Here is a 20,589-nt window from a genome sequence, read left to right as displayed (position 1 = left end):
CCGACGCATCCGCCCCGTGCCTCCGCGCTGTTCGGCGCCGATCCCGCGCACACGCCTGCTCCCCACGAACGCGTGCCACCATCGGACGATGACCGAGACGCCTCCCGCCCCCGCCTCGACGCCGGCGAGGAAGCGCCTGACCGCCGCGCGTCTCGCCCTGCTCGCCGGCCTCGCCCTCGCCGTCGCCGGACTCGCGGCCCTCGCGCTCGTGCCTCTGCAGTTCGCGAACATCGACCGTCAGGGCTTCGACGACGTGTGCAGCGTCAGCCTGGGCGGCGTCCCGCCCGAGGCAGGCGACCTGGTCCGCGGCTTCTGGTCGTGGTGGCCGCTGGGCGCGGCCTGCGAATGGACGCTGCTCGACGGCACGACGGTTGTCGACCTCCCCGACTGGTCGACGACCGCCGTCGCGATCGTGGGGGCCGTGCTGCTCGTCGTCGGCGCGGCACTCGCGATCGCGTCGCCGCTCCTCCGCAGGCGCGCTCCGGTCCCGTCCGTCTAGCGGTCGAAGAGGTTCCCGAGGTCGCCGAGCCCCGGCAACTTGAAGTCGGAGCCGAACTCCGACACCTGCTCCCCCAGCCCGGACACGTGCTCACCCGCACCGGAGACGAACTCTCCCGCGCCGCCCGTGATGTCACCGAAGTCGCCCAGATCGCCGAACCCGCCGGCGAGGTTCTCGAAGTCCACGCCGAGGCCGGACGCCTGCGCGAGCAGCGGACCGGCGACGCTGCTGATCACGGCACCGCCCGCGACCGCCGCGAGCAGTCCGCCCGCCGCGCCGAGCCCGATGCCCGCCGCCGCTCCGACGCCGGCACCCGCGAGGGCGCCGCGGGTCCCCGGCTTCGAGAACATCTTCTTGAGGAACCCCGGGTCGTTCGCCTCGCCGCGCGTCGCCGCGCGCGCCAGGTCCTCGGGTGCGGACGACCGCGGCTGCTCGTTCGCGGGCAGCTCGTCGCGGAGCCGCGCCTCGACCTGTGTGCGCTGCGCCGTCGTCAGCTTCGCGAACGCGTCCCGGTGCACCTGCTCGAGCTGCTCCGGGTCGGCGGTGCGGAGGAGGTAGTCGTAGCGCGCGATCGCCGCGCGGTCCTCCTGCGTGACCACCGGCTGCTGCCCGGGCCGGGCGTCCTGCGGGCGCGCGGAGGGTCGCCGCGGTGAGCCGTACTGCTGAGGCGGCTGGGCCTGCCCGCTCCGCGAGTCGCCAGTCACCTTGTCGGCGGCGGAGCGCACCATGTCGCGCCAATCGGTCGTCCCGCTCGAGGACGACCCCGAGCCGCTCTTCGAATCGAGCGCCTTCGACGCCATGCCGAGAACGCGCTTGAACATGCTCACAGAGAACCTTCCGTCGAGTACCAGCCTCGATCATGACGGCGCCGCCTGAGCGATGGCCCGCGAGACGCCCTCAGAAGGCCGTGAGCGGTCGGCCGAAGGCCGTCCGGAGTCTTTCCCGGAGGGCGTCGTCGCAGACGTACACGTACGTGCCGAGCATCCCGCGGGTCAGCAGCACCGCGTAGATGTTGACGATGTACTGCAGGAGCTCGTCGTCGGTGTAGTCGCGGCCCATCCGTCCCGGGTTGTTCTCCTTGCCCTTCTTATCGTGGTAATCCGAGCGGGAGACCCTCAGCCGGCCCTTCTCGCTGTCCCACCTCAGGTCCGGGCCGATGACCACGCCCGCGTAGTTCAGGTCGTACCCCTGCACGGTGTGGATCGAGCCCATCTCATCGGCGGAGCCGGGCGACGCGATCCAGTCGACCTGCGTGCTGTTCCAGCGGAGCCGCTCTCCCTGGATCTCGATGTCGGCGGCTGACGGATCCTTCCGCGACGTCCAGCGCCACGCGTAGCCGGCGACCAGCCGCGCCAGACCGGTCTCCTCCTCCCGCTGCCGCAGGTCGCGCCGCAGGGCTCCGAAGTCGTCGTAGAAGCGGAGGTCGTACTCGCCGAGGTCCGGTCGCCGGGGGAGGTCTGCTGCCGTCGGATCGAGGACGGCGCGCACCCAGCCGACGTAGTCCGTTCCGGCGCGCACTCGCATCTGCGAGGTCAGACGGTGCAGGCGGCCGTCCTCCTGAGCGGATCGGATCAACGCGTCGATCGCGGGCCGCGGAAGGTCTGCCGGTCGGACCGACTGCGCCGCGTCGAGAAGGAGGATCTGGTGATCGCTCTTCGCGCGGATCCAGTCGAGCTGAGTCCGGGCGTGATCGTCGGAGCCGAACAGCGCAGTGGTGATGTCCGTGAACTTCTTGTTGAGGGAGCCCGACGGCTGGTTGGCCCGCTGATTGAGGCGGTGCGACTCGTCGACGACGAGGAGGTCCCAGCGTCCCGGGTCCTCACCGACCTGGAAGGGAGTGAGCACCATCTTCTCGTCGAGCCCTGTGGTCTTGGCGAAGACCTTCTTGATCGAGGAGCGCAGAGACTGCTGCGGCACGACGATCCCGACCCGCAGCCCGCGCAGCAGTTCGCGGGTGTCGGCGAAGAAGAAGTCCGAGAAGACGGAGTCGCCCTCGACGAGGTCGTCCAGCCGGTCCTCGCCGGGAGCCTCCTCGGCTCTGTCTATCCTCTCCGCGAACAGCCGGACGTCCGCGAGGAGCTTGAGGAGGTAGACGGCGACGATCGTCTTGCCCGTCCCCGGCTCTCCCTGAACGATCGACGTGGACCGCGTCTGCTTCCCGAGGTCCTCGACGAGCGCGTCAACGATTCCGACGACCACCGCCGCCTGCTCGGAGGTGAGCGTCTTGAAGGGTGAAAGTTTGAACAGGTCGCTGTTCTCGATCTCGGCGATGCTCCGAGTGAACAGGCCTTCCAGGCGCAGCTGCTCGAAGATCTCGGCGAAACGGTCCTGGTAGGCCGCCCGGTCGTAGTAGTCGGAGTCGACGATTCCCTCATTGCGATTGAGGACGGCGAATCGACCTTCCGCGAAGAGCAGCTTGATCAGGAAGGACTCGAGATCGAGGCAGACCGACTTGTTGAACCTCGGATCGACGATCACGCGCGCCGTCTGGAGATCTACCTTGTCGATCGAGCCCAGGTGCTGCCGCAGCCGGCTCGCCGCGCTCCTCGTCTCTCCGACGTAGACCCGCGGAAGACGCCTCGCGCGGCGCTTGCTCTCGTCCAGGACGTAGACGACCGGCCAGTTCGAGCGGCGGTCGTCCGTCATCGCCCAGACCTTGACGGACGGCCCGTCGAAGACGATCCGCTCGATGTCAGAGGGCGTCATACCGGGCGCTGCTTCCCCGAGCCCTGTCCACCGGGTACTTCTCGCGCGTCCGCACGAGCTTCGACCGCACCAGGTCCTCGGGGTCGGCGCCGATCCTGTCCGCGAGCAGCAGGCAATAGGTGAGGACGTCCGCCAGCTCGGATCGGACGGCATCCCGGTCGGCGTCGGGGCCCCACTGGAAGCATTCGAGCAGTTCCCCCGCCTCGATGGCGATGCTCTTCGCCAGGTTCTCCTCCGAGTGGAACTGCGCCCACTCCCGCTCGGCGACGAACGCGGCGAGCTCGCCGCGCAACTCACGTGTGGTCATGGAGCGACGCTAGCGCAGGCCCTGCTTCCCGACACGGGCGGCAGCAAGGGCCGGCAGCCCGGGGCACCGAAGCTTCCGCACGCAGGACCAGCCACTATCAGGGCCGTTCGCCCGGCGTGCGTCGACCGCGGAGTGTGCCAGCGCTTACGGCGGGGCACCCGACCACGTTAAGAAGCTCGTCAATCAGGTCTTCCTGGCGCGTGTTCTCGTTCACGCGAACGAGACCATCACCGTCGAGTTGAACGAACCCTTCGCCACGACCGTCTCAACCGCCGTTCAGCTCGCAGCACACGAAAAAAGCACCACTCGAAAGAGTGGTGCTCGGAGCCTCAGCAGCTTCCTGGAAGCCGAGATCGGCGCCGTCTCGGCGTTTTTCTCTGGCAAGGGTCTTGGTGACGACACTGTGGTGCCCCTGGAGGGACTCGAACTCTCTCGCTGCTACCGTCAGTAGCACACCGACAGGTACCTTGAGGCGCTTTATGTAGGGCCGCCTATTGGTCCACCAGTACGTCCGACAACGTCGCACTACCCCGACGGACGTTTTCGGAGGCACACGGTTTAGCACACGAAGCGGAGCATCGCCGGCCGTCCTTCCGGACCTACGCTGACCGTATGGATGAGGAATGGGCTCGCAGCGTCCTGGATCGCTGGATCGGGCTGGTCAACTCAGCAATGGGCGATAGGCAGGTGTTTGCGGTCCCCGGCCCCTCGCTTGACGCCCTCCTGGCCGTGGAGGACCAGACAAAGCGGGTTGTGCAGCGCGTCCTGCAGCTGCCGGAAGCTCCCGCCTTGGTCGTCTACGCGGGGAAGCATTACTACGACCTCAAGCAGGGCCGTCAGACCGTGCAGTATTCCCTCGGCCGCTTGGCGACGGAAGCGGAAACCCGTGCCCAGCTCGGCTCGTCCTCGCCGCGGATGGCTGCCGACGCACTCCATCCCTTGGTGTGGGGCTCAGCAGCGGCACTCTGGTCTGACGGCCACTATGCAGCAGCCGTTCAACGGGCGGCTACGTTCGTCAACGCTGACGTCCAGGCCCGCGTGGCACGCCACGACGTCTCTGACGTCGCTCTCATGAATCAGGTATTCGGCGAGGGCGCAGCCTCGGCAGGAAGCCCTCGCTTGAAGTGGCGCGGGCCGGACGATGATCTCACCGTGAAAGCGATGCGTAGCGGGCTCCGCCAGTTTGCTGCCGGCTGCTTCCTCGCCATCCGTAATCCCCGCACACACTCCACTGACGAGCTACCGCGGCAGGATGCATTCGAGCAACTCGCCGCGCTCAGCATGCTGGTCCGCTGGATTGACGTCTGCGACGTGGTCCGCGGCTGAACTCGTCCGCCCCTCCGCCCAGGTGCAACCGAACCCGACGGCGTCCGTCGGAGGGGACCAAGCCGACTTACCCCGGGTATGTCTATAGCTTGCTCCGCGCGGGCCGTCCCAGACTTAGGGGGCCTAAGTCGACAGCTTGCTGCGCGACGGCAGCGCGGACTTACCGGCGGTAAACCGACAGCTTGCTGCGCGTCGAGGGCGCGACACGGGCCGGCCGCAGGTCACTCGTACAGCTCCGATACTTGCTCCATGGCGGCTCGCAGGCGAGCTACGGAGGGGCCTGCCTTGTAGCTGCGGGTCATGCGGTTGGTGGAGTGTCCAAGGAGCTCAACGATGGCATCCTCAGCAACGCCAGCTTCGTAGAGCATGTCGACCGCGGCGTGACGAAGGCCGTGCAGCCGAACGTTGCCCGTGATGCCCAGTTCCTTGCGCAGGGTGGTCCAACGGTGGGACATCCAGTCGGGGTCGATCGGGTTGCCGAGCTCGTTGACGAACACGAGTCCGTTGCGCGGGATGGGGCTGCTGCGGATGTGCTTGAGCACGATCCCTCGGAGGGGCTCGACGAGGGGAACGAGACGCACGCCGGCTACTGATTTCGGCCGAGTGAGATACAGCGCTCCGTAAATGTGACGGTGCTCAATGGTTGCGGGAAAGTCGACGTGCCGCTCGAGGCGGTCGGTTCCTCGTCGGGCGGTTCTGCAGGTGCGGGACTCACAGCCGTGAAGCCAGGGGAAGCGCTGCAACTGCCACGACAGCTCGAGCACCTCCCCCACTCGGCCGAGCTCGAGGCCGAGCACTTCACCACGACGCGCCCCCGTAAGAAGGGACGTCAGCCACAGCGCTCCATCGGGACGAGCGCTGAGTTCGTGGAAGACTCGGCGGGCCTCGCGTGTAGTCAGGGCCGCAAGAGACCCCGGCGCCTTTCTCGGGGGCCGCATACGTTCAGTCGGGTTTCGCTCCAACATCTCCTCACGGACTGCGTCACCGAAGCAGATAGCGAGCACCCGGTGCGTGTGGAGTGCGCTGCTAGACGAAAGTCCACGGTCGAGCATCACCGTCTCGACCAGCCCAAGGTGGGAGGGCGCCACGGCCGCGAGAGGGACGTCCCCGATCACAGGGACCACATGCAGCCGGATGGCACCCTCGTAGGCGGAGTACGTCATCGGCTTTATACGGCGTCCGGCGATCGACCGGAGCCAATGCGCGGACCATGTTGCGACCGTCCAGGGCAGGTCCGTTGCGGCTACGGCCGCCCGCGCTGCAGCTAGCTTCCGGGCGAGGCGATCGGACGCGATCTGCTCCGACATGACGCGGAGCGCCTCCCTGGCGACCGCCTCGTTCTTGCTGCGTCCGGTCTTCCTGCGTCGCTTGCCGTCCACTGGCGGAAGGTCCACAGTCGCCGTCCAGAGCCCACTCGTTCGTGCGAAGTGCACTGACCCGTAAAGGCGTGGGGTTCCGACATCTAAGCGCTCACTCTCAGTCACCTGTAGAGCATGACTGATCGAACCTTGAGTCAGGAGTTGGAAAAGAGGCTGCCCTCTCCGTATGGGCGTATTATCTGCCCGCACGGATAGAAAACACGTCCATAAGTGGCCGGAATTAGTCCAGATATGGCTCATCTGGTTTCCTTAGCAACGCAGACGAGCACTTACTTTCTGCTGCGCTTCCATGTCAGGAACGCCTCTGCAGCGTCTTGCAGCGTGTCCCCACACCCGACGATCCACTCGTCTCGCGTGACGCACACGAACGTCGGTCGGCCCTGGTACTCGACGAGACGAATCCAGCCGAGCTCCTCGCGCTTGTCGCCCATCCGCCACTCGAGGGGGCGGACGGAGCGGGAAACCATGGAGAGCGGCGTCCAGTGGTGCGACATGCGCCGATGGTTGTTGGGACCACTGACACGCGCCGGATCGCTACGGTGAGGGGGTGACCGAGACTCCTCTTCTGCCGCCGACCTCGAGGCCGACTCCGCGATCGCGTCTTAGTTGGCCGTCCGTGTGGATCGGCGCCGGAGCGGGCTTCGCGCTCGGTGGCTTGCTTGTCGGCGGGATCGTTGCCGGCATCGCCGCGTCGAACGAGGCGAAGCAGGACGAAGCGTCTGCGGCGGCATCCACCGAGGCCGAGTCAAAAGCGGACGCGATCCTAGCGACGGCGTTCCGTGCATGCGTCAGAAACCCGGAGGGAGCCGAGCTCTCAGACGGAGATCAGACGCTGACGATCGACAGCGAAGGCGAAGACGACCTCGCTGGCCTCACATACTCCGAGCTCGAGTGCATCCTGAGCGCGACGAAAGCCCCGCAAGCGGTCATCTCTCACCTTGAGCAGACCACATCGATGGACGGGCGCCAGAGTGACGAGTGGGACAACCTCGAGATGTCGTGGTCGTACCACCCGGACCGCGGCACGGACGGCGTCCTCACTGTCGTCGATTGAGAGGAATCGGGTGCCCTGTTCTAGTAGAGCATCGGCGCCACTGGGGCAGGTAACTGATCGCGCCAGACTCGACGTCTTGTTCGACCTAGCACTCGCTCGGTTCACTCGACCATTAGAGGACCAGGGGCCGACTGGGGAAAGATGAGGACGTTGATCTGCACGGCCTCACCGGGGCTCACAACTCGATCTCCGATGTTCTCAAGGACGGTGCAGCCCTTGGGCGCGGAGACCTTTACCGCAGTCACACTGCGCAGCATGAGGTTCCGCAGCAGGTAGGAGCTTCTGTCTGTCATCTGCGGCTCGAACCGCCACTTGCCCCGGAGTATCTGCGCCTCGCGGCTGTTGCGGTGAGCTCGCCACGTGCCGTAAAGGCCCGTTACCGCACCAACGCCGCCGGACACGTACGGGACCCACTCCCACTCTGTAGCCATGCCCGTGATCGTATTGGACGACGCGATCCATCACCGCCGGCCACCCGCCCACGCTGGTCGTTCCCGTAGATGTGCCGCTCGGTCGCGGGGTTGATCATGACCTCGCCACCCCTCTACGCCATCAGCCCGGAGACCTCTTCGGAGGGGGGGGTCACGGTAGGCCTGTTCATACACCGTTACGTCTCGAGGGCCAGCGAGGTGGTTCGGGTCGAAGCTGGTCCCCAGGGGCAGAGGTTGAGGGTCGCCATGGACACAGAGAACTGGAGGCCTCTACAGGTACTTCTTCAGCGCCGCGCGACGCGCAGCTATCGACTCAAAATCGAGGCTGGCCGGCGGTTGTCCCCAGATCCCGGTCACCGTTGACGCCGCGCCGTCAGCCAGCGTCACTAGCTGATCGACAATCCCCGTCTGATCCCACCCGGTACCTTGGAGCCTGGTAATCGCTTGTTCGATTTTGGCTGGCCACACGGCATCACGCGCAGCGACGTCGCGCCGTACGTCCTGGTAGAGGGCGGCGATGAGTACTGCGCAAGACCCGCACGCGGGTGCGGCAGCATTCTCCGCTCTCGCTGCTCGGATCTCATTCTCACCGCGGGGCTCATCGGGCAGATCGTGGAGGTCACACAGCGACCTCCCGGAAGGGAGCCAGACATGCACGGTCTTCGGACTGGTCATTCAGGTCTCCTCGTGCCGTGTGCGTGCCCGTACTCAATTGATGGCCGTAGCGGCGGCCTTTAGTCGGCGTCGAAAGCCCCTGCTAGGGCTTACAAGACAATATCCGGGTACATGCGTTGGTACCTCTCAATTAAGGCACGGGCAGCAGCTAGAATCTCCTGACTTCTACCCGAACGCTGCCACTCTTCATCCCCTCTATATATCGACACCACTTTAGGGATGATTGTGTAAGCGAGGTCAAAGACAGACTGCAGTCGCTCCGTCCGGCTATCAACTATATTGCGATAGTGCGTTTTCGAGGTGATCACACTGAAGCTTCCATTCGGCCACAGCTCCAAGTGTAGGCGAGCGTCAAGTCGAGTGTCGACCATTGCGATCTTTGCTGGCCCAAGCTGCTCTACCTCTGCCACGGCAGTGAGAAATGCTGGTCGATCGAAGTCAACCCCATTGCTAATGACTGTCAGGCGAGAGGAATGATCCTGGCCACTCATCGCCTCAATCATGCGAAGTTCAGTGTCGCCATCGAGAGAGGGATTATCCCTTGCTCTCCTCGCCAACCATAGGAATAGATCCGGCTGGTCGAAGTCGAGCGAGGACGTCCGCGTCGTAAGTAACGCGTCTTCATCGGCTTCCAGGAAGAGCTGTCGAAGGCTTTTGAATATCTTGGGCGCAAGCTCGGCCATCGTGCGCGACGAGAAAAGAACCAGAAATTTATTGGGCCCCTCCGCACTAATCAGAACGTCAATTGCCTGCAAGACACTAATTTCTTGCGCGGATGCGGTGGGGCGAGCCTCACGAGCTTTCGCGTTCTCCACGAAGTAGTAGTACCGCGCGAGCAATCGCTCTGGATACTGAGCAGTAGCAGGCACGATTTCCGGCACAGAAGGCGGTGGTGCAGCGTTCAGCACACCTAGATTCGACTGCAAGTCGACCGTGCTTGCCCAGCCGCCTCGCAAGCTGGAGTGACTCGGAGGCTGCGCGCTCATAGCTCGGAGCAGAGTCGCTAGATCGGTGCGTGCTATGGCCGATGCCGGCAAGACATTGAGGCGCTTGGAGGTGAATGTTGGCATGGTGCCCCCTACATGTACATTTTCAACTTGCGGACTTCTGCATCGATCCGAACTACCCTTGAGAGAGAGCTATACCAGCGCCCCTCCGCACTCAACTCATAGTCGATCGCGAAGACGTTCGCTGTCGGCGCGGACCTCGCCGTGAGTGTGCCCTCGACGTAAATCCAGGCCTCCTTGCTGGGTGGGTGCCTCAGTTGCATATCAAAACCGTTGCCCGAGTTCACCACTGCTAGAGCCCGGTCGTTTTCATCTCGAGGCGAATAGTCAACCGTACTGAAGACCGGCGCATCAGCTAGCGCCACGTTTAGCCGGAAGCCTTTCTTGGACAATGACGACAGAAGGCGACGCTGAGCGAACCCGTTAGCTCGCGCCGCTACTTCGATTTGGAAGCGCCCCCCCTCTAATCGAGCGGGATCTACCTGCATCAATAACTCCGACAACTGGTGCGGATTTCCGGGTTGCACCCACGAAACCGAGAGATAGGGCCTTCCAAAGAGTGACTGCAGTGTGAGTTCGCATACGAGCGCGATGGCAATTCCCAGAATCCCTGAACTGACCCAGTCGTCAAGATCCGCAATTTCCTTCTCGAAGTACGGGAGGAGCCACGCAGTTGTGATGTAGATGAGGCCTAGTTCTAGCGCGCGAACAACCGACTCTTTTACTGGTGTCACGTGAAATGCACAGAACGCCATGCGTCCGAGAGAAAGGTCGCCACCGAGACGCCCTTCTCAGCAAGCGCCACGCCGTGGCGACGGAGACTGAACGACCGAAAGTTGGGCAGTGTGAGATTTACGGTAATCACCGCGTAGTGAGGCAGGTTCTCTCGCATATACTGTTCCGCTGCTTGCGCGCCGTCTTTTCGAAGAGCCTGAAGAATCGCTTCCGAATATCCAACGTTCTCGTCGTCGGGCAACTGGGACTGAGACGCGTCTGCGATCACGAGTTCGTCGACAAGCAAGCCGTTGTCGAGCGCATACTTCGCTATCCGCAACAGGTCTTGTGAACCGAACCGCGGCACGACGACTCCGTGTGGCACGTCCTCGAAGGAGATCGGAGGAAGCAGTTGCGGGTTGTTTTGAGTCTCGATCCGTGGCTCACCCCCGTCCACGGAACGCATGACGACCTGTTCAACCATCCTCGTATTCTCCTTCACTTTCGCGTTCGGGTACACCACACCGCGGAGGGTGGTGCTGACGGTGGTGGGTCCTGGGGCAGGCCGCTGAGGGTGGACCTGCCCCAGGGGCCTCAGAAGCCCGCGAGCGTCATCGACCGGCGCAGCTCCCTCGACTGCCTCCGCGCGATCTCTTCGGGGTCGTAGCTGTAAAACGTGTTCCCTGATCCGAGTGAGACGGTCGGTGCCACGGTCTTGCTGTTGTCGACCGTGGTTGTTGAGTAGTGCGTCGACATCGGCGAGAGGGCGCGCGGGTCGAAGCTCTGCTGCTCTTGGTACGCCTTCGCCCACTCGTAGTTGGCCATGCCTCCGTCCGCGAACGCTGTCCCTGACGCGGCCAGGCGGGCATAGAGCGGGGCGGAGAACGCTCCGAGACGTTCTCCTGCGGCCTCCCATATCGCAAGGTTCCGCGTCTCTTGCCCAGGCTTCCCGGAGATGTACGCCTCCCACCGGGTCTCCGGCTCGGCGAACTTGTGGATCGCGCCAGGACGGCCGGCGTAGATCCCCGGAGCGAAGCCGCCGTTCGCGTAGGCGACGAGATTGCCGTTCGCGGACGTGATGCCACCAGCAGAGTTGAAGCCCGCGACTCGCTCGTTGAGCACCGTGTTGACGGTGATCGTGCGGCCGGAGTTGCGGTCGATGAACGTCTCAAGCTGGGCCTGAGCCGCCGCCGTCTGCGCGATCACCTTCCAATCTGTCTCGGATGGGATTGCCGCGATGTTGTCCGCGAGGGCCTGCGCTGCGTCGGCGTTCCCGGTGAGAGCGAGGGCGCGGTTGTACACAGCCTGGCGGCTGGCCTCGAGGGCGGCGCGGTATCCCTCGGTGCTGCCGGTCGCGTCGAACTGGGCCTTGGCTGCTGCCTGCAGGGTCGAGCATCACTAGTCCGGCCTTCGTGACCTCGATCGCCTCGCGTAGTCGGTCGACGTCAAGAGGCATGACCGGCGAGCTCGTCGATGACTCCCCGCCTTCATAGGTCGTCCGCACCTCGAAACGGTGAACTCGCTCTAGGTCGGCGCCGGCCGCGACGAGCCGAGGCACCATGACGGCACTCCAGTCGTCCTCCGGGCCAACAATCAGGGCGTCGGCTGGAGTTCGGACATCGCCGACGAGGCGGCCGTGAGTGAGGTCTGCGATCCGGGCGCAGAGAGACGCCGTTGATCGGCTCGCAGCCATCATGGCGGGCGCTTAGGCACACCGTTCGGCACAAACCTGAGTCAGGGCTCCCTGATGCCGGGACGAAAAGGCTGGTCAGAGGACTTTTAGTGGTGGTGCCCCTGGAGGGACTCGAACCCCCAACCTGCTCCTTAGGACGGAGTCGCTCTTCCATTGAGCTACAGAGGCTGGCCGAGCCAGTGTACCCGCCGTGCCCCGCCCCCCGCGAAGCGACGACAGGGCCTCACCACAACGCCAGCGAAGCACGCCGCGGGCCTCGTCGCGCTGACCGAGCGGCACGCACCTCTTGACACGGACGCCTCCCGCCTCCATGGTTAGTTACAACACCAACTAACCACCCAACCCAGCACCGAAGGAGCCCGCGTGGACGACTCCCGCCCGCTCTTCCTGCAGATCGCCGAGCAGATCGAGAACGACATCATCGACGGCGCACTGCCGGAGGAGTCGCAGGTCCCGTCGACCAACGAGTTCGCCGCGTTCCACCGCATAAACCCGGCCACCGCCGGCAAGGGCGTGAACCTGCTCGTCGACGACGGGGTGCTCTACAAGAAGAGGGGGATCGGCATGTTCGTCGCCGAGGGGGCGCGCGACCGGCTGGTCGAGAAGCGCCGCACGCAGTTCCGCGACCAGTTCGTCGCTCCGCTGCTCGCCGAGGCCGCCAAGCTCGGCCTCAGCACCGAGCAGCTCGCCGACATGATCACAGAAGGGGGATCGCGATGAGCGCGGTCATCGAGGTCCACGACCTCACCAAGCACTACGGACGCATGCGCGCCGTCGACGGCGTCGGCTTCGCGCTGGAGGAGAACCGCATCCACGGCCTCCTCGGCCGCAACGGCGCGGGCAAGACGACGCTGATGTCGCTGCTCACCGGCCAGGAGTTCGCCAGCTCGGGCGAGATCCGCGTCTTCGGGCAGTCGCCGGTGGAGAACGCCGCCGTCCTCTCCCGCACCTGCTTCATCAAGGAGAGCCAGAAGTACCCGGACGACTTCAAGGTGAAGCACGTCCTGCGCAGCGCTCCCTGGTTCTTCGACGGCTGGGACGAGGCGTTCGCCCGCGAGCTCGTCGAGGACTTCCGCCTCCCGGTCGACCGCAAGATCAAGAAGCTCTCCCGCGGACAGCTCTCGGCGATCGGAGTGATCGTCGGCCTGGCCTCCCGCGCCCCGCTCACGTTCTTCGACGAGCCGTACCTGGGGCTGGACGCCGTCGCCCGGCAGCTGTTCTACGACCGCCTCCTCCAGGACTTCGCCGAGCACCCGCGCACGGTCGTCCTCTCCACCCACCTCATCGACGAGGTCAGCAGTCTGCTCGAGCACGTCCTCGTCATCGATCAGGGCCGCCTCGTCGTCGACAGTGACGCGGAGGAGCTGCGGGGTGCTGCGGCAACGGTCATCGGACCCCGGCAGGCCGTCGAGTCGTTCACCGCCGGCCGCGAGGTCATAGCCCGCTCCGCTCTCGGCAGCCGCGCCTCGGCCACGCTCCCCCGGCTCGACGACGCGGGCCGCGCCTCCGCCGCCCGCCACGGGCTCGAGCTCGAGTCCGTCCCCCTCCAGCAGCTCGTCGTCCAGCTCACCACCGGGAAGGCCTCGGAATGACCGCCCTCACCGGCGCCCCCGCGCGCCACGACACCGCCGCCGGCCGCCTCGGCAGCATCGTCCGCCTGCACTTCGCGAACCCCGCCACCATCCTCTACACGCCGCTGATCATCACGGCCGTCATCCTGTCGGGCAACCTGGTCGTCTGGTGGCTGATCCTCCGCGGGCTCGACTCCGGCGAGCGCCTCGAGGCGCAGGAGGGGATGACCTACTCCGGCGCGTCCTTCTTCCTCTTCGTCTACATGATGGTCGTGGCCGTCCAGTCGGTGAACGTCACCTTCGGCCTCGCCCTCGGCTACGGCGCCACCCGCCGCGACTTCTCCCTCGGCACGGCCCTCACCTTCGTCGCCCTCTCGGTCTTCTACACCGGCGTCTTCGTGGTCCTCGGGATCGTGGAGCGGGCGACCGACGGCTGGGGCTTCGGCGGCAGCTTCTTCCGCTCGATCTACTTCGGCGGGGACTCCGTGGGCGAGCAGGCCGTCGCGGTGCTCTGCGCCCTGCTCTTCTTCTTCTTCATCGGAGCGGCGACGGCGGCGGTCTACGTGCGCTGGCGCCAGCGCGGGATGCTCCTCTTCTTCGGGATCCTCGGCGCCCTCCTGCTGGCCGTGATCACCCTCCTCACGCTCACCGAGAACTGGCCCGCCGTCGGCTCCTTCTTCGGCAGCGTCGGATACGCGGGCGGCTACTCCCTCTCGCTCATCCCGACCGCGATCGCCGGAGTCGCGGGCTGGGCGATCCTCCGCCGCGCCACCCCGCGCAGCAGCTGACACCACCGCCACCGATCCGAGAGGACCGACCATGACCGCCCCCGCCCGCAGCTCCGCCTCCTCGCGGAGGATCCTCTCCGTTCTGAGACTCCACCTCGCCCACCCCGGGACGGTCCTCGGCTGGCCACTGCTCGTCCTGCTCGCCGTCCTCGCCGGCAACCTCGTGATCTGGTGGCTCGTCCTCCGCGGGATCGGGGCCGAGCGGGGCGGCGGCGACTCCGGCATCCTCCTCGTGGGGCCGGGGATGCTGATCGTCGTCTTTCTCTTCATCGGCTCCATCCAGGCCACGACAGCCACCTTCGGGCTGGCGCTGAGCTACGGAGCGACCCGACGCGACCACGTCCTCGGCAGCGCCCTCGCCTTCGCGGCACTGTCCGTGCTCTGGTCCGCGATCGTCGTGGCCCTCGGGGCGATCGAGGAGGCGACCGGGGGCTGGGGGCTGGGCGGCGCGCTCTTCCTCGCCTCTCCCCTCGACGGCCCGTGGCTCGAGCGCTTCGTCGTCCTGCTCTGCTCGCTCCTCACCGCCTTCGCCCTCGGCGGAGCAGCGGGCGCGGTCTTCCTCCGCTGGCGGGAGCGCGGAGTGACGGCCTTCCTCCTCGTCCTCGGAGCGGCGGCACTCGCGGTGGTCGTCGTCGTCGCTCTCGCCGGCGGCCGGCCGGTCGTGGTGGACGTCCTCGAGAGCGCGGGCACCGCCGGAGCCGCCGCTCTGCTCCTCGTCCCCGCCGCGCTCCTGACGGCGGTCGGCTCGCTGGTCCTCCGCCGGGCGACGCCGCGCGGCTGACCCCCTCCGGAACCGGGCCTGCAAGGCCCTTCCGCCCCGGGCGTCCGGATGCCAGCGTGGGCACATGGCCGACTCCCCCGCTCCGTCCCTCCTGCCCGTCCCCGAGCACAGCTGGATCGCGCGACCCGCCGACGCCGAGCTGACCCAGGACACCATCGACACGGTCGACGCCTGGTGGCGCGCCGCGAACTACCTCGCGGTCGGGCAGATCTACCTGCTCGCGAACCCGCTCCTGAAGACCCCGCTGAGCCGCGAGGACATCAAGCCCCGCCTGCTCGGCCACTGGGGCACCACCCCCGGCCTCAACCTGATCTACGCGCACCTGAACCGCGCGATCCGCGAGCGCCGCCAGCCGACCCTCTACATCACCGGCCCCGGCCACGGCGGACCGGGCATGGTCGCCAACGCCTACCTCGACGGCACCTACAGCGAGATCTACTCCCACATCGACGAGTCGGAGGAGGGGCTGCGCCGCCTCTTCCGCCAGTTCAGCTTCCCCGGGGGCATCCCCAGCCACGCCGCCCCCGAGACTCCGGGCAGCATCCACGAGGGCGGAGAGCTCGGGTACGCGCTGAGCCACGCGTACGGAGCGGCCTTCGACAACCCGGACCTCCTGGTCGCGGCGGTCGTCGGCGACGGCGAGGCCGAGACCGGCCCGCTCGCCACCAGCTGGCACTCCAACAAGTTCGTGAACCCGCTCACCGACGGCGTCGTCCTGCCGATCCTGCACCTCAACGGCTGGAAGATCGCGAACCCGACCGTCCTCGCCCGCATCCCGCAGGAGGAGCTCGACAGCCTCCTCCGCGGGTACGGCCACGAGCCGTTCCTCGTCGAGGGCGGCTTCGACGGCGAGGACCCGATGCGCGTGCACGAGCGGTTCGCCGACGTCCTGGACACGGTGCTCGACCGCATCGCGGCGATCAAGGAGCGCGCCGCCGCCGGCGACCTCTCACGCCCGGCCTGGCCGATGATCGTGCTGAAGACCCCGAAGGGCTGGACCTGCCCGACCGAGATCGACGGCGTCCAGGTGGAGGGCACCTACCGCTCGCACCAGGTCCCGCTGCCCAACGCCCGCGACACCGAGGCGCACACCCGCCTCCTCGAGGACTGGCTCCGCTCCTACCGGCCCGAGGAGCTCTTCACCGAGGAGGGCGGCGTGGTCGACCGCGTCCGCTCGCTGGCCCCCGAGGGCGAGCTGCGGATGAGCGCGACCCCGCACGCGAACGGCGGGCTGCTGCGGCAGACCCTCGACCTGCCCGACTTCCGCCGCTACGAGGTCGTCGTCGAGCAGCCGGGTGGCACCGTCGCGGAGGCGACGAAGGTGCTCGGCGAATGGCTCGCCGACGTCATCCGCGCCAACCCGACCAACTTCCGCCTCTTCGGGCCGGACGAGGTCGCGAGCAACCGGCTGCAGTCCGTCTACGCCGCCACCGACAAGCAGTGGGACGCCGAGCTCAGCCCCCTCGACGACCACCTGGCTCGCGCCGGGCGGGTCATGGAGGTGCTCTCGGAGCACCAGTGCCAGGGCTGGCTGGAGGGCTACCTGCTCACCGGCCGCCACGGGCTCTTCACCTGCTATGAGGCGTTCATCCACATCATCGACTCGATGTTCAACCAGCACGCGAAGTGGCTGGACGGCACCCGCGACATCGAGTGGCGCCGCCCGATCGCGAGCCTCAACTACCTGCTCTCGAGCCACGTCTGGCGCCAGGACCACAACGGCTTCAGCCACCAGGACCCCGGCTTCATCGACCACGTCGTCAACAAGAAGCCCGAGGTCGTGCGCGTCTACCTGCCCTTCGACGCGAACACGCTCCTCTCGACCTACGACCACTGCCTCCGGAGCGTGGACTACGTCAACGTGGTCGTCGCCGGCAAGCAGCCCTCGCCCCAGTGGCTCACGATGGCGGAGGCGGTCGCCCACTGCACGCGCGGACTCGGCATCCTGGAGTGGGCGAGCAGCGAGCGGCAGGGCGAGTCCCCGGACGTCGTGCTCGCCTGCGCGGGCGACGTGCCGACCCTCGAGACCCTCGCGGCGGTGAGCATCCTCCGCGAGAAGCTGCCGGACCTCGCGATCCGCACGGTCAACGTGGTCGATCTGATGCGTCTGATGTCGGAGTCGGAGCACCCGCACGGCCTCTCCGACCGCGAGTTCGATGCGGTCTTCACCCCCGACCGCCCGATCGTGTTCGCGTACCACGGCTATCCGTGGCTCATCCACCGCCTGACCTACAAGCGGACCGGCCACGGCAACCTGCACGTGCGCGGATACAAGGAGAACGGCACCACCACCACTCCGTTCGACATGGTGATGCTCAACGACCTCGACCGCTACTCGCTGGTGATCGACGTCATCGACCGGACCCCCGGCCTCGGCGCCCGCGCCGCCGGTCTCCGCCAGGAGATGCAGGACGCCCGCATCCGCGCCCGCGCCTACACCCGCGAGCACGGCGAGGACATCCCCGAGGTCGCGAACTGGACCTGGGCCGGCGAGCGCTCCGGCAACGCCAGCCAGAGCACCGGCAACGACAACGAGTAACGCTGGGCCGCACCCCACGCCCCTCTCCTGACGGGTCGCGGTCGTGTCGCTGGCAAGGCGGAGGAGGAAGCGATACCGGCGGTATCGCGCCCGACGACAACGCCGCCAGCGGCGCGACCGCGGCCCGTCAGGCGCTGGCAAGGCGGAGGAGGAAGCGATACCGGCGATCGCGCCCGACGACAACGCCGCCAGCGACGCGACCGCGGCCCGTCAGGCGGCGGGAGCCAGGTAGTCGTCCCAGTCGGGCTGCGTCCGCTCCGCGCCGCGCACGAGCCAGGAGCCGGCGCGCGGCATCCGGGGGACGGTGCGCAGACGCCATCCCATCTCGTGCGGGGTTCGGTCGCTCTTGACGTTGTTGCAGCGCTGGCAGCAGGCGACGAGGTTCTCCCACGTGTCCCGGCCCCCGCGCGACTTGGGCTGGATGTGGTCGATCGTCGCCGCGTGCTGACCGCAGTAGCCGCAGCGGTGGTTGTCCCGGCGGAGCACGCCCCGGCGCGATACCGGCACACTCCGGCCGCTCGGGATGCGCACGTACCGGGTCAGCACGATCACCGAGGGCCGCACGTGGTCGCCGTGCGCGCTGTGCACCGGATTGCCCTCGTCCGCGGCGATCACGGTCGCCTTCTCCGTCATCAGCAGGACCAGTGCCCGCTTGAACGACACCACCGCGAGCGGCTCGTAGCCGGCGTTGAGAACCAGAGTGCGCATCAGTGACCTCCGTGCTGTCGCACGCCGTCGCGCGAAGGCGCCGCGACCACGAGCAAGGGCGCCGTCGTGATGACGGCGCCCTGCGAGGCCGCGGCGGAGTGCCGCGCGATGACGTGGAGTCGTATCCGCGTGTCGGAGGAGTGCACCGCCGCGGTGAGGACCCGCGCGCGTATCGAATCGGCCGGCCGCACGCACGAGCGCAGCCCCACGCTGTGGCGCCCGCTCCGCTCGGCCATCCCGGCACTCCGTCCCTCGACGAATCGATCCGCTCGCCACGCGAACGGACTGGGGTTCAGGTTAACCCTTCACGCCCGGAACACCAGGGGTCGGTCCGGATTCGTCACGCGGCGTTCACACGGCGGGACGACGAGAGCCCGCCCCCTCCAGGAGGGGACGGGCTCTCGAGCGGACAGACCGGGTCAGCCGTTGATGCGCACGATCCGGTAGTCGGAGGTCCACAGCGGCTGCACGCGGACGCTCGCGCCCTCGTACGGCGCGTGCAGGATGTTGCCGTTGCCCGCGTAGAAGCCGTCGTGGCCGTCCATGATGACGAGGTCGCCGGGCTGCGCGTCGGCGAGCGAGACGGGGGTGCCCATGGCGCCCTGGCCCGCGGCCGAGTGGGGCATCGAGATGCCGTACTGGGCGAAGACGTACATCACGAAGCCGGAGCAGTCGAAGCCGCTCGGGTCGGCTCCGCCGAAGACGTAGGGCACGCCCTGGTACTGCATCGCCGTGTTGAACACCGCCGAGAGGCTGTAGCTGGTGGTCGGGGCGGCGGCCGCGATCTCGCTGGCCGAGGCGCCGGAGTAGGAGTTGAACTCCTCGGCGGTCTCGGCGCGCGCCTCGGCGACGTCGCTCGTGTCGACAACGGGCTCGGCGACCACGACGGGCTCGGGCTCCGGTGCGGGCGGCGGGGGCGCCGCCTCGGCCGAGAAGCCGTCTCGAGCGATCGCGGCCTGCACCACTCCGCCGTCGACGGCGACGGTCTGCGCGGAGCCCTGGCGGAGGAGATCGGCTCGCGACGCCGCGAACAGGCCGTCGTCCTGACTGCCCGGAGTGAAGGCGTAGGCGGGGAGCGCCATGGTCGCGACCAGCGCGCCGGCGAAGCCGACCATCGCGACCTTGCCGACGACACGGCCTCGGCGCTTGCGCGGGGTCCCGGCCGGCGACGGCACGAAGTCGGTGATGTCCGCGCGGCGGGCAGGAGCTGCGGGAACGGCGCGACGGGAGACGGGTGCGTCCCCGTGGATCCGGGCGCGGATGACCGGGGGCCGGTTCTCGAAGGTCGCGTCGCCGGAGCGGTCGGGGTGGTTGGAGCGGAACCGGTCGGGTGAGCCGGCGTCCTCGTTCGGGGTGAGGGGGTTCTGGGGCAAGGGGGAGATCCTCCGACGTCCCCTCAGCCCAGGCAGCTGTCCCGTCTCATGCACGAAGCATCGGTGTGCACAGGATCCGAGACGGGTGTGGGGGCGTCGGATCCCGCGCCCTGGGACCGAGGCTCGGCCGCAGGGCTCCACAGAGCGTAAGCGACCGTTACCGATTTGTCACCTTCTCGGCGGGAAGAGACCGCTCTCCCGTTCGCCTCCGATCACCTGATGCGGTAAGGGCCCGTACGGGCCGCTCCCAGGGAGACGCGGGTCAGACGACGAGGAAGATGTGCGCCGCGACCTCGTTCGGCAGCTCGATGCCCGCCTCGGCGCCGTCGATGCGAGCGAGCACGTAGCCGTTGAGGGCTGAGAACTCGCCCTCGGCACCGGGGACGACCCCGGCCTGCTTGAGCTGGAGGAGGAGCTCCGGATCGACCTGCGCCGGCTCGCCGAGGCGCCGGACGACGCCGCGGCGGGGCTCGCTCGACCCCGCGACGAAGCGCGGCAGGCTGATGACGCCGTCGGCGAAGCGGGAGGCGGGGGTGTCGCCGAGCTCGTCCAGGCCCGGGATCGGATTGCCGTAGGGCGACTCCGTCGGGTGGTCGAGCATCTCGAGGAGACGGCGCTCGACCTGCTCGCTCATCACGTGCTCCCAGCGGCAGGCCTCCTCGTGCACGAACTCCCAGTCGAGCTTGATGACGTCGTGGAGGAGCCGCTCGGCGAGGCGGTGCTTGCGCATGACGTGGATCGCCTTGCGGCGGCCGTCGGAGGTGAGCTCGAGGTGGCGGTCGCCCGAGACGACGACGAGGCCGTCGCGCTCCATGCGACCGACGGTCTGCGACACGGTCGGCCCGGAGTGGCTGAGCCGCTCCGAGATGCGCGCGCGCAGCGGGATGATGTTCTCCTCCTCGAGCTCGAGGATGGTGCGCAGGTACATCTCGGTGGTGTCGATCAGATCCGTCATCTCAGCCTTCCCGTCTCGGCGCGCTCCACCCTAGTGGTCGCCACGACGCAGCATCGGCGCTGCGGCGCGACTCAGGCCTCCGT

At 67.4% G+C, this 20,589-nt stretch carries 22 protein-coding genes and 1 tRNA gene; 8 read left to right on the top strand and 15 right to left on the bottom strand.

The features are described from left to right. Positions 1-88: 88 nt before the first annotated feature. Positions 89-499, top strand: coding sequence for a hypothetical protein (locus tag C5D50_RS08815; RefSeq protein ID WP_104283300.1), 411 nt, complete (start codon positions 89-91; stop codon positions 497-499). On the opposite strand, the gene C5D50_RS08810 is transcribed toward C5D50_RS08815, so the two are convergent. The 3 genes from C5D50_RS08810 to C5D50_RS08800 form a co-directional block, all read right to left on the bottom strand. Beyond that, positions 496-1,320 (bottom strand): hypothetical protein, encoded by an 825-nt coding sequence (locus C5D50_RS08810; RefSeq protein WP_258069586.1) that lies wholly within the window; start codon positions 1,318-1,320, stop codon positions 496-498. The genes C5D50_RS08815 and C5D50_RS08810 overlap by 4 nt on opposite strands. A 76-nt stretch (positions 1,321-1,396) precedes the next feature. Then, positions 1,397-3,205: a DUF2075 domain-containing protein gene (locus tag C5D50_RS08805; protein ID WP_104283298.1), complete on the bottom strand. Its 1,809-nt coding sequence runs from the start codon at positions 3,203-3,205 to the stop codon at positions 1,397-1,399. Then, on the bottom strand, positions 3,192-3,512 hold the full coding sequence (locus C5D50_RS08800) for a nucleotide pyrophosphohydrolase (RefSeq protein ID WP_104283297.1): 321 nt from the start codon (positions 3,510-3,512) through the stop codon (positions 3,192-3,194). Before C5D50_RS08800 ends, C5D50_RS08805 begins: the two co-directional genes overlap by 14 nt. Positions 3,513-4,124: 612 nt before the next feature. Here C5D50_RS08800 and C5D50_RS08795 point away from each other — a divergent pair. Continuing rightward, the gene (locus tag C5D50_RS08795; RefSeq protein ID WP_104283296.1) at positions 4,125-4,838 is read left to right on the top strand and encodes a TIGR02391 family protein; all 714 of its coding nucleotides are present in this window, start codon (positions 4,125-4,127) and stop codon (positions 4,836-4,838) included. Between the two features lie 221 nt (positions 4,839-5,059). On the opposite strand, the gene C5D50_RS08790 is transcribed toward C5D50_RS08795, so the two are convergent. After that, positions 5,060-6,145, bottom strand: a complete 1,086-nt coding sequence (locus tag C5D50_RS08790) for a tyrosine-type recombinase/integrase (protein ID WP_181137325.1) — start codon at positions 6,143-6,145, stop codon at positions 5,060-5,062. A gap of 341 nt (positions 6,146-6,486) precedes the next feature. Continuing rightward, a complete protein-coding gene (locus C5D50_RS08785) occupies positions 6,487-6,711 on the bottom strand; it encodes a hypothetical protein (protein WP_104283294.1) in 225 nt (74 codons plus the stop codon). A 122-nt stretch (positions 6,712-6,833) separates the two neighbouring features. On the opposite strand from C5D50_RS08785, the gene C5D50_RS08780 reads away from it, so the two are divergent. After that, complete coding sequence (locus C5D50_RS08780; protein WP_104283293.1) at positions 6,834-7,271, top strand: hypothetical protein; 438 nt, start codon at positions 6,834-6,836, stop codon at positions 7,269-7,271. 101 nt (positions 7,272-7,372) lie between these two features. Here C5D50_RS08780 and C5D50_RS08775 read toward each other — a convergent pair whose 3' ends face one another. The 7 genes from C5D50_RS08775 to C5D50_RS08755 all read right to left on the bottom strand — a co-directional run bounded on the left by C5D50_RS08775 (position 7,373) and on the right by C5D50_RS08755 (position 11,959). Further along, a complete protein-coding gene (locus C5D50_RS08775) occupies positions 7,373-7,702 on the bottom strand; it encodes a hypothetical protein (RefSeq protein ID WP_104283292.1) in 330 nt (109 codons plus the stop codon). A gap of 270 nt (positions 7,703-7,972) precedes the next feature. Continuing rightward, complete coding sequence (locus C5D50_RS16360) at positions 7,973-8,377, bottom strand: hypothetical protein (protein ID WP_146086908.1); 405 nt, start codon at positions 8,375-8,377, stop codon at positions 7,973-7,975. 89 nt (positions 8,378-8,466) lie between these two features. Beyond that, a complete protein-coding gene (locus tag C5D50_RS16355; RefSeq protein WP_146086907.1) occupies positions 8,467-9,447 on the bottom strand; it encodes a hypothetical protein in 981 nt (326 codons plus the stop codon). An 8-nt stretch (positions 9,448-9,455) separates the two neighbouring features. Then, the gene (locus C5D50_RS16350) at positions 9,456-10,139 is read right to left on the bottom strand and encodes a hypothetical protein (RefSeq protein WP_146086906.1); all 684 of its coding nucleotides are present in this window, start codon (positions 10,137-10,139) and stop codon (positions 9,456-9,458) included. Then, positions 10,115-10,582: a hypothetical protein gene (locus C5D50_RS08765; protein WP_104283290.1), complete on the bottom strand. Its 468-nt coding sequence runs from the start codon at positions 10,580-10,582 to the stop codon at positions 10,115-10,117. The genes C5D50_RS16350 and C5D50_RS08765 overlap by 25 nt, the downstream gene beginning before the upstream one ends. 110 nt (positions 10,583-10,692) lie before the next feature. Then, on the bottom strand, positions 10,693-11,400 hold the full coding sequence (locus C5D50_RS08760; protein ID WP_104283289.1) for a hypothetical protein: 708 nt from the start codon (positions 11,398-11,400) through the stop codon (positions 10,693-10,695). Positions 11,401-11,884: 484 nt separating this feature from the next. Beyond that, a tRNA-Arg gene (locus C5D50_RS08755) sits at positions 11,885-11,959 on the bottom strand. Positions 11,960-12,154: 195 nt separating this feature from the next. Here C5D50_RS08755 and C5D50_RS08750 point away from each other — a divergent pair. The 5 genes from C5D50_RS08750 (at position 12,155) to C5D50_RS08730 (ending at position 17,470) form a co-directional block, all read left to right on the top strand. Next, positions 12,155-12,511, top strand: coding sequence for a GntR family transcriptional regulator (locus C5D50_RS08750; RefSeq protein WP_104224613.1), 357 nt, complete (start codon positions 12,155-12,157; stop codon positions 12,509-12,511). Continuing rightward, positions 12,508-13,383: an ABC transporter ATP-binding protein gene (locus C5D50_RS08745; protein ID WP_104283288.1), complete on the top strand. Its 876-nt coding sequence runs from the start codon at positions 12,508-12,510 to the stop codon at positions 13,381-13,383. Before C5D50_RS08750 ends, C5D50_RS08745 begins: the two co-directional genes overlap by 4 nt. Further along, a complete protein-coding gene (locus C5D50_RS08740; RefSeq protein WP_104255431.1) occupies positions 13,380-14,150 on the top strand; it encodes an ABC transporter permease in 771 nt (256 codons plus the stop codon). Before C5D50_RS08745 ends, C5D50_RS08740 begins: the two co-directional genes overlap by 4 nt. A gap of 31 nt (positions 14,151-14,181) precedes the next feature. Further along, complete coding sequence (locus C5D50_RS08735; RefSeq protein ID WP_104283287.1) at positions 14,182-14,931, top strand: hypothetical protein; 750 nt, start codon at positions 14,182-14,184, stop codon at positions 14,929-14,931. A 64-nt stretch (positions 14,932-14,995) separates the two neighbouring features. Next, positions 14,996-17,470: a phosphoketolase gene (locus tag C5D50_RS08730; RefSeq protein ID WP_104283286.1), complete on the top strand. Its 2,475-nt coding sequence runs from the start codon at positions 14,996-14,998 to the stop codon at positions 17,468-17,470. A 210-nt stretch (positions 17,471-17,680) separates the two neighbouring features. Here the strand turns inward: C5D50_RS08730 and C5D50_RS08725 are convergent, their stop codons facing one another. The 3 genes from C5D50_RS08725 to C5D50_RS08710 form a co-directional block, all read right to left on the bottom strand. Next, positions 17,681-18,178 carry an HNH endonuclease gene (locus C5D50_RS08725; RefSeq protein ID WP_104224608.1) on the bottom strand — a complete coding sequence of 166 codons (498 nt, stop codon included), beginning with the start codon at positions 18,176-18,178 and terminating at the stop codon, positions 17,681-17,683. A 419-nt stretch (positions 18,179-18,597) separates the two neighbouring features. Beyond that, a complete protein-coding gene (locus tag C5D50_RS16700) occupies positions 18,598-19,551 on the bottom strand; it encodes a C40 family peptidase (protein ID WP_244229473.1) in 954 nt (317 codons plus the stop codon). A 262-nt stretch (positions 19,552-19,813) separates the two neighbouring features. Next, the gene (locus tag C5D50_RS08710) at positions 19,814-20,506 is read right to left on the bottom strand and encodes a metal-dependent transcriptional regulator (protein ID WP_104224606.1); all 693 of its coding nucleotides are present in this window, start codon (positions 20,504-20,506) and stop codon (positions 19,814-19,816) included. Positions 20,507-20,589 lie beyond the last annotated feature (83 nt).

It is taken from the genome of Rathayibacter sp. RFBD1, from assembly GCF_002932915.1.
In the GTDB taxonomy this organism is placed as follows: domain Bacteria; phylum Actinomycetota; class Actinomycetes; order Actinomycetales; family Microbacteriaceae; genus Rathayibacter.
This window is presented reverse-complemented; position numbering and strand designations above follow the sequence as displayed.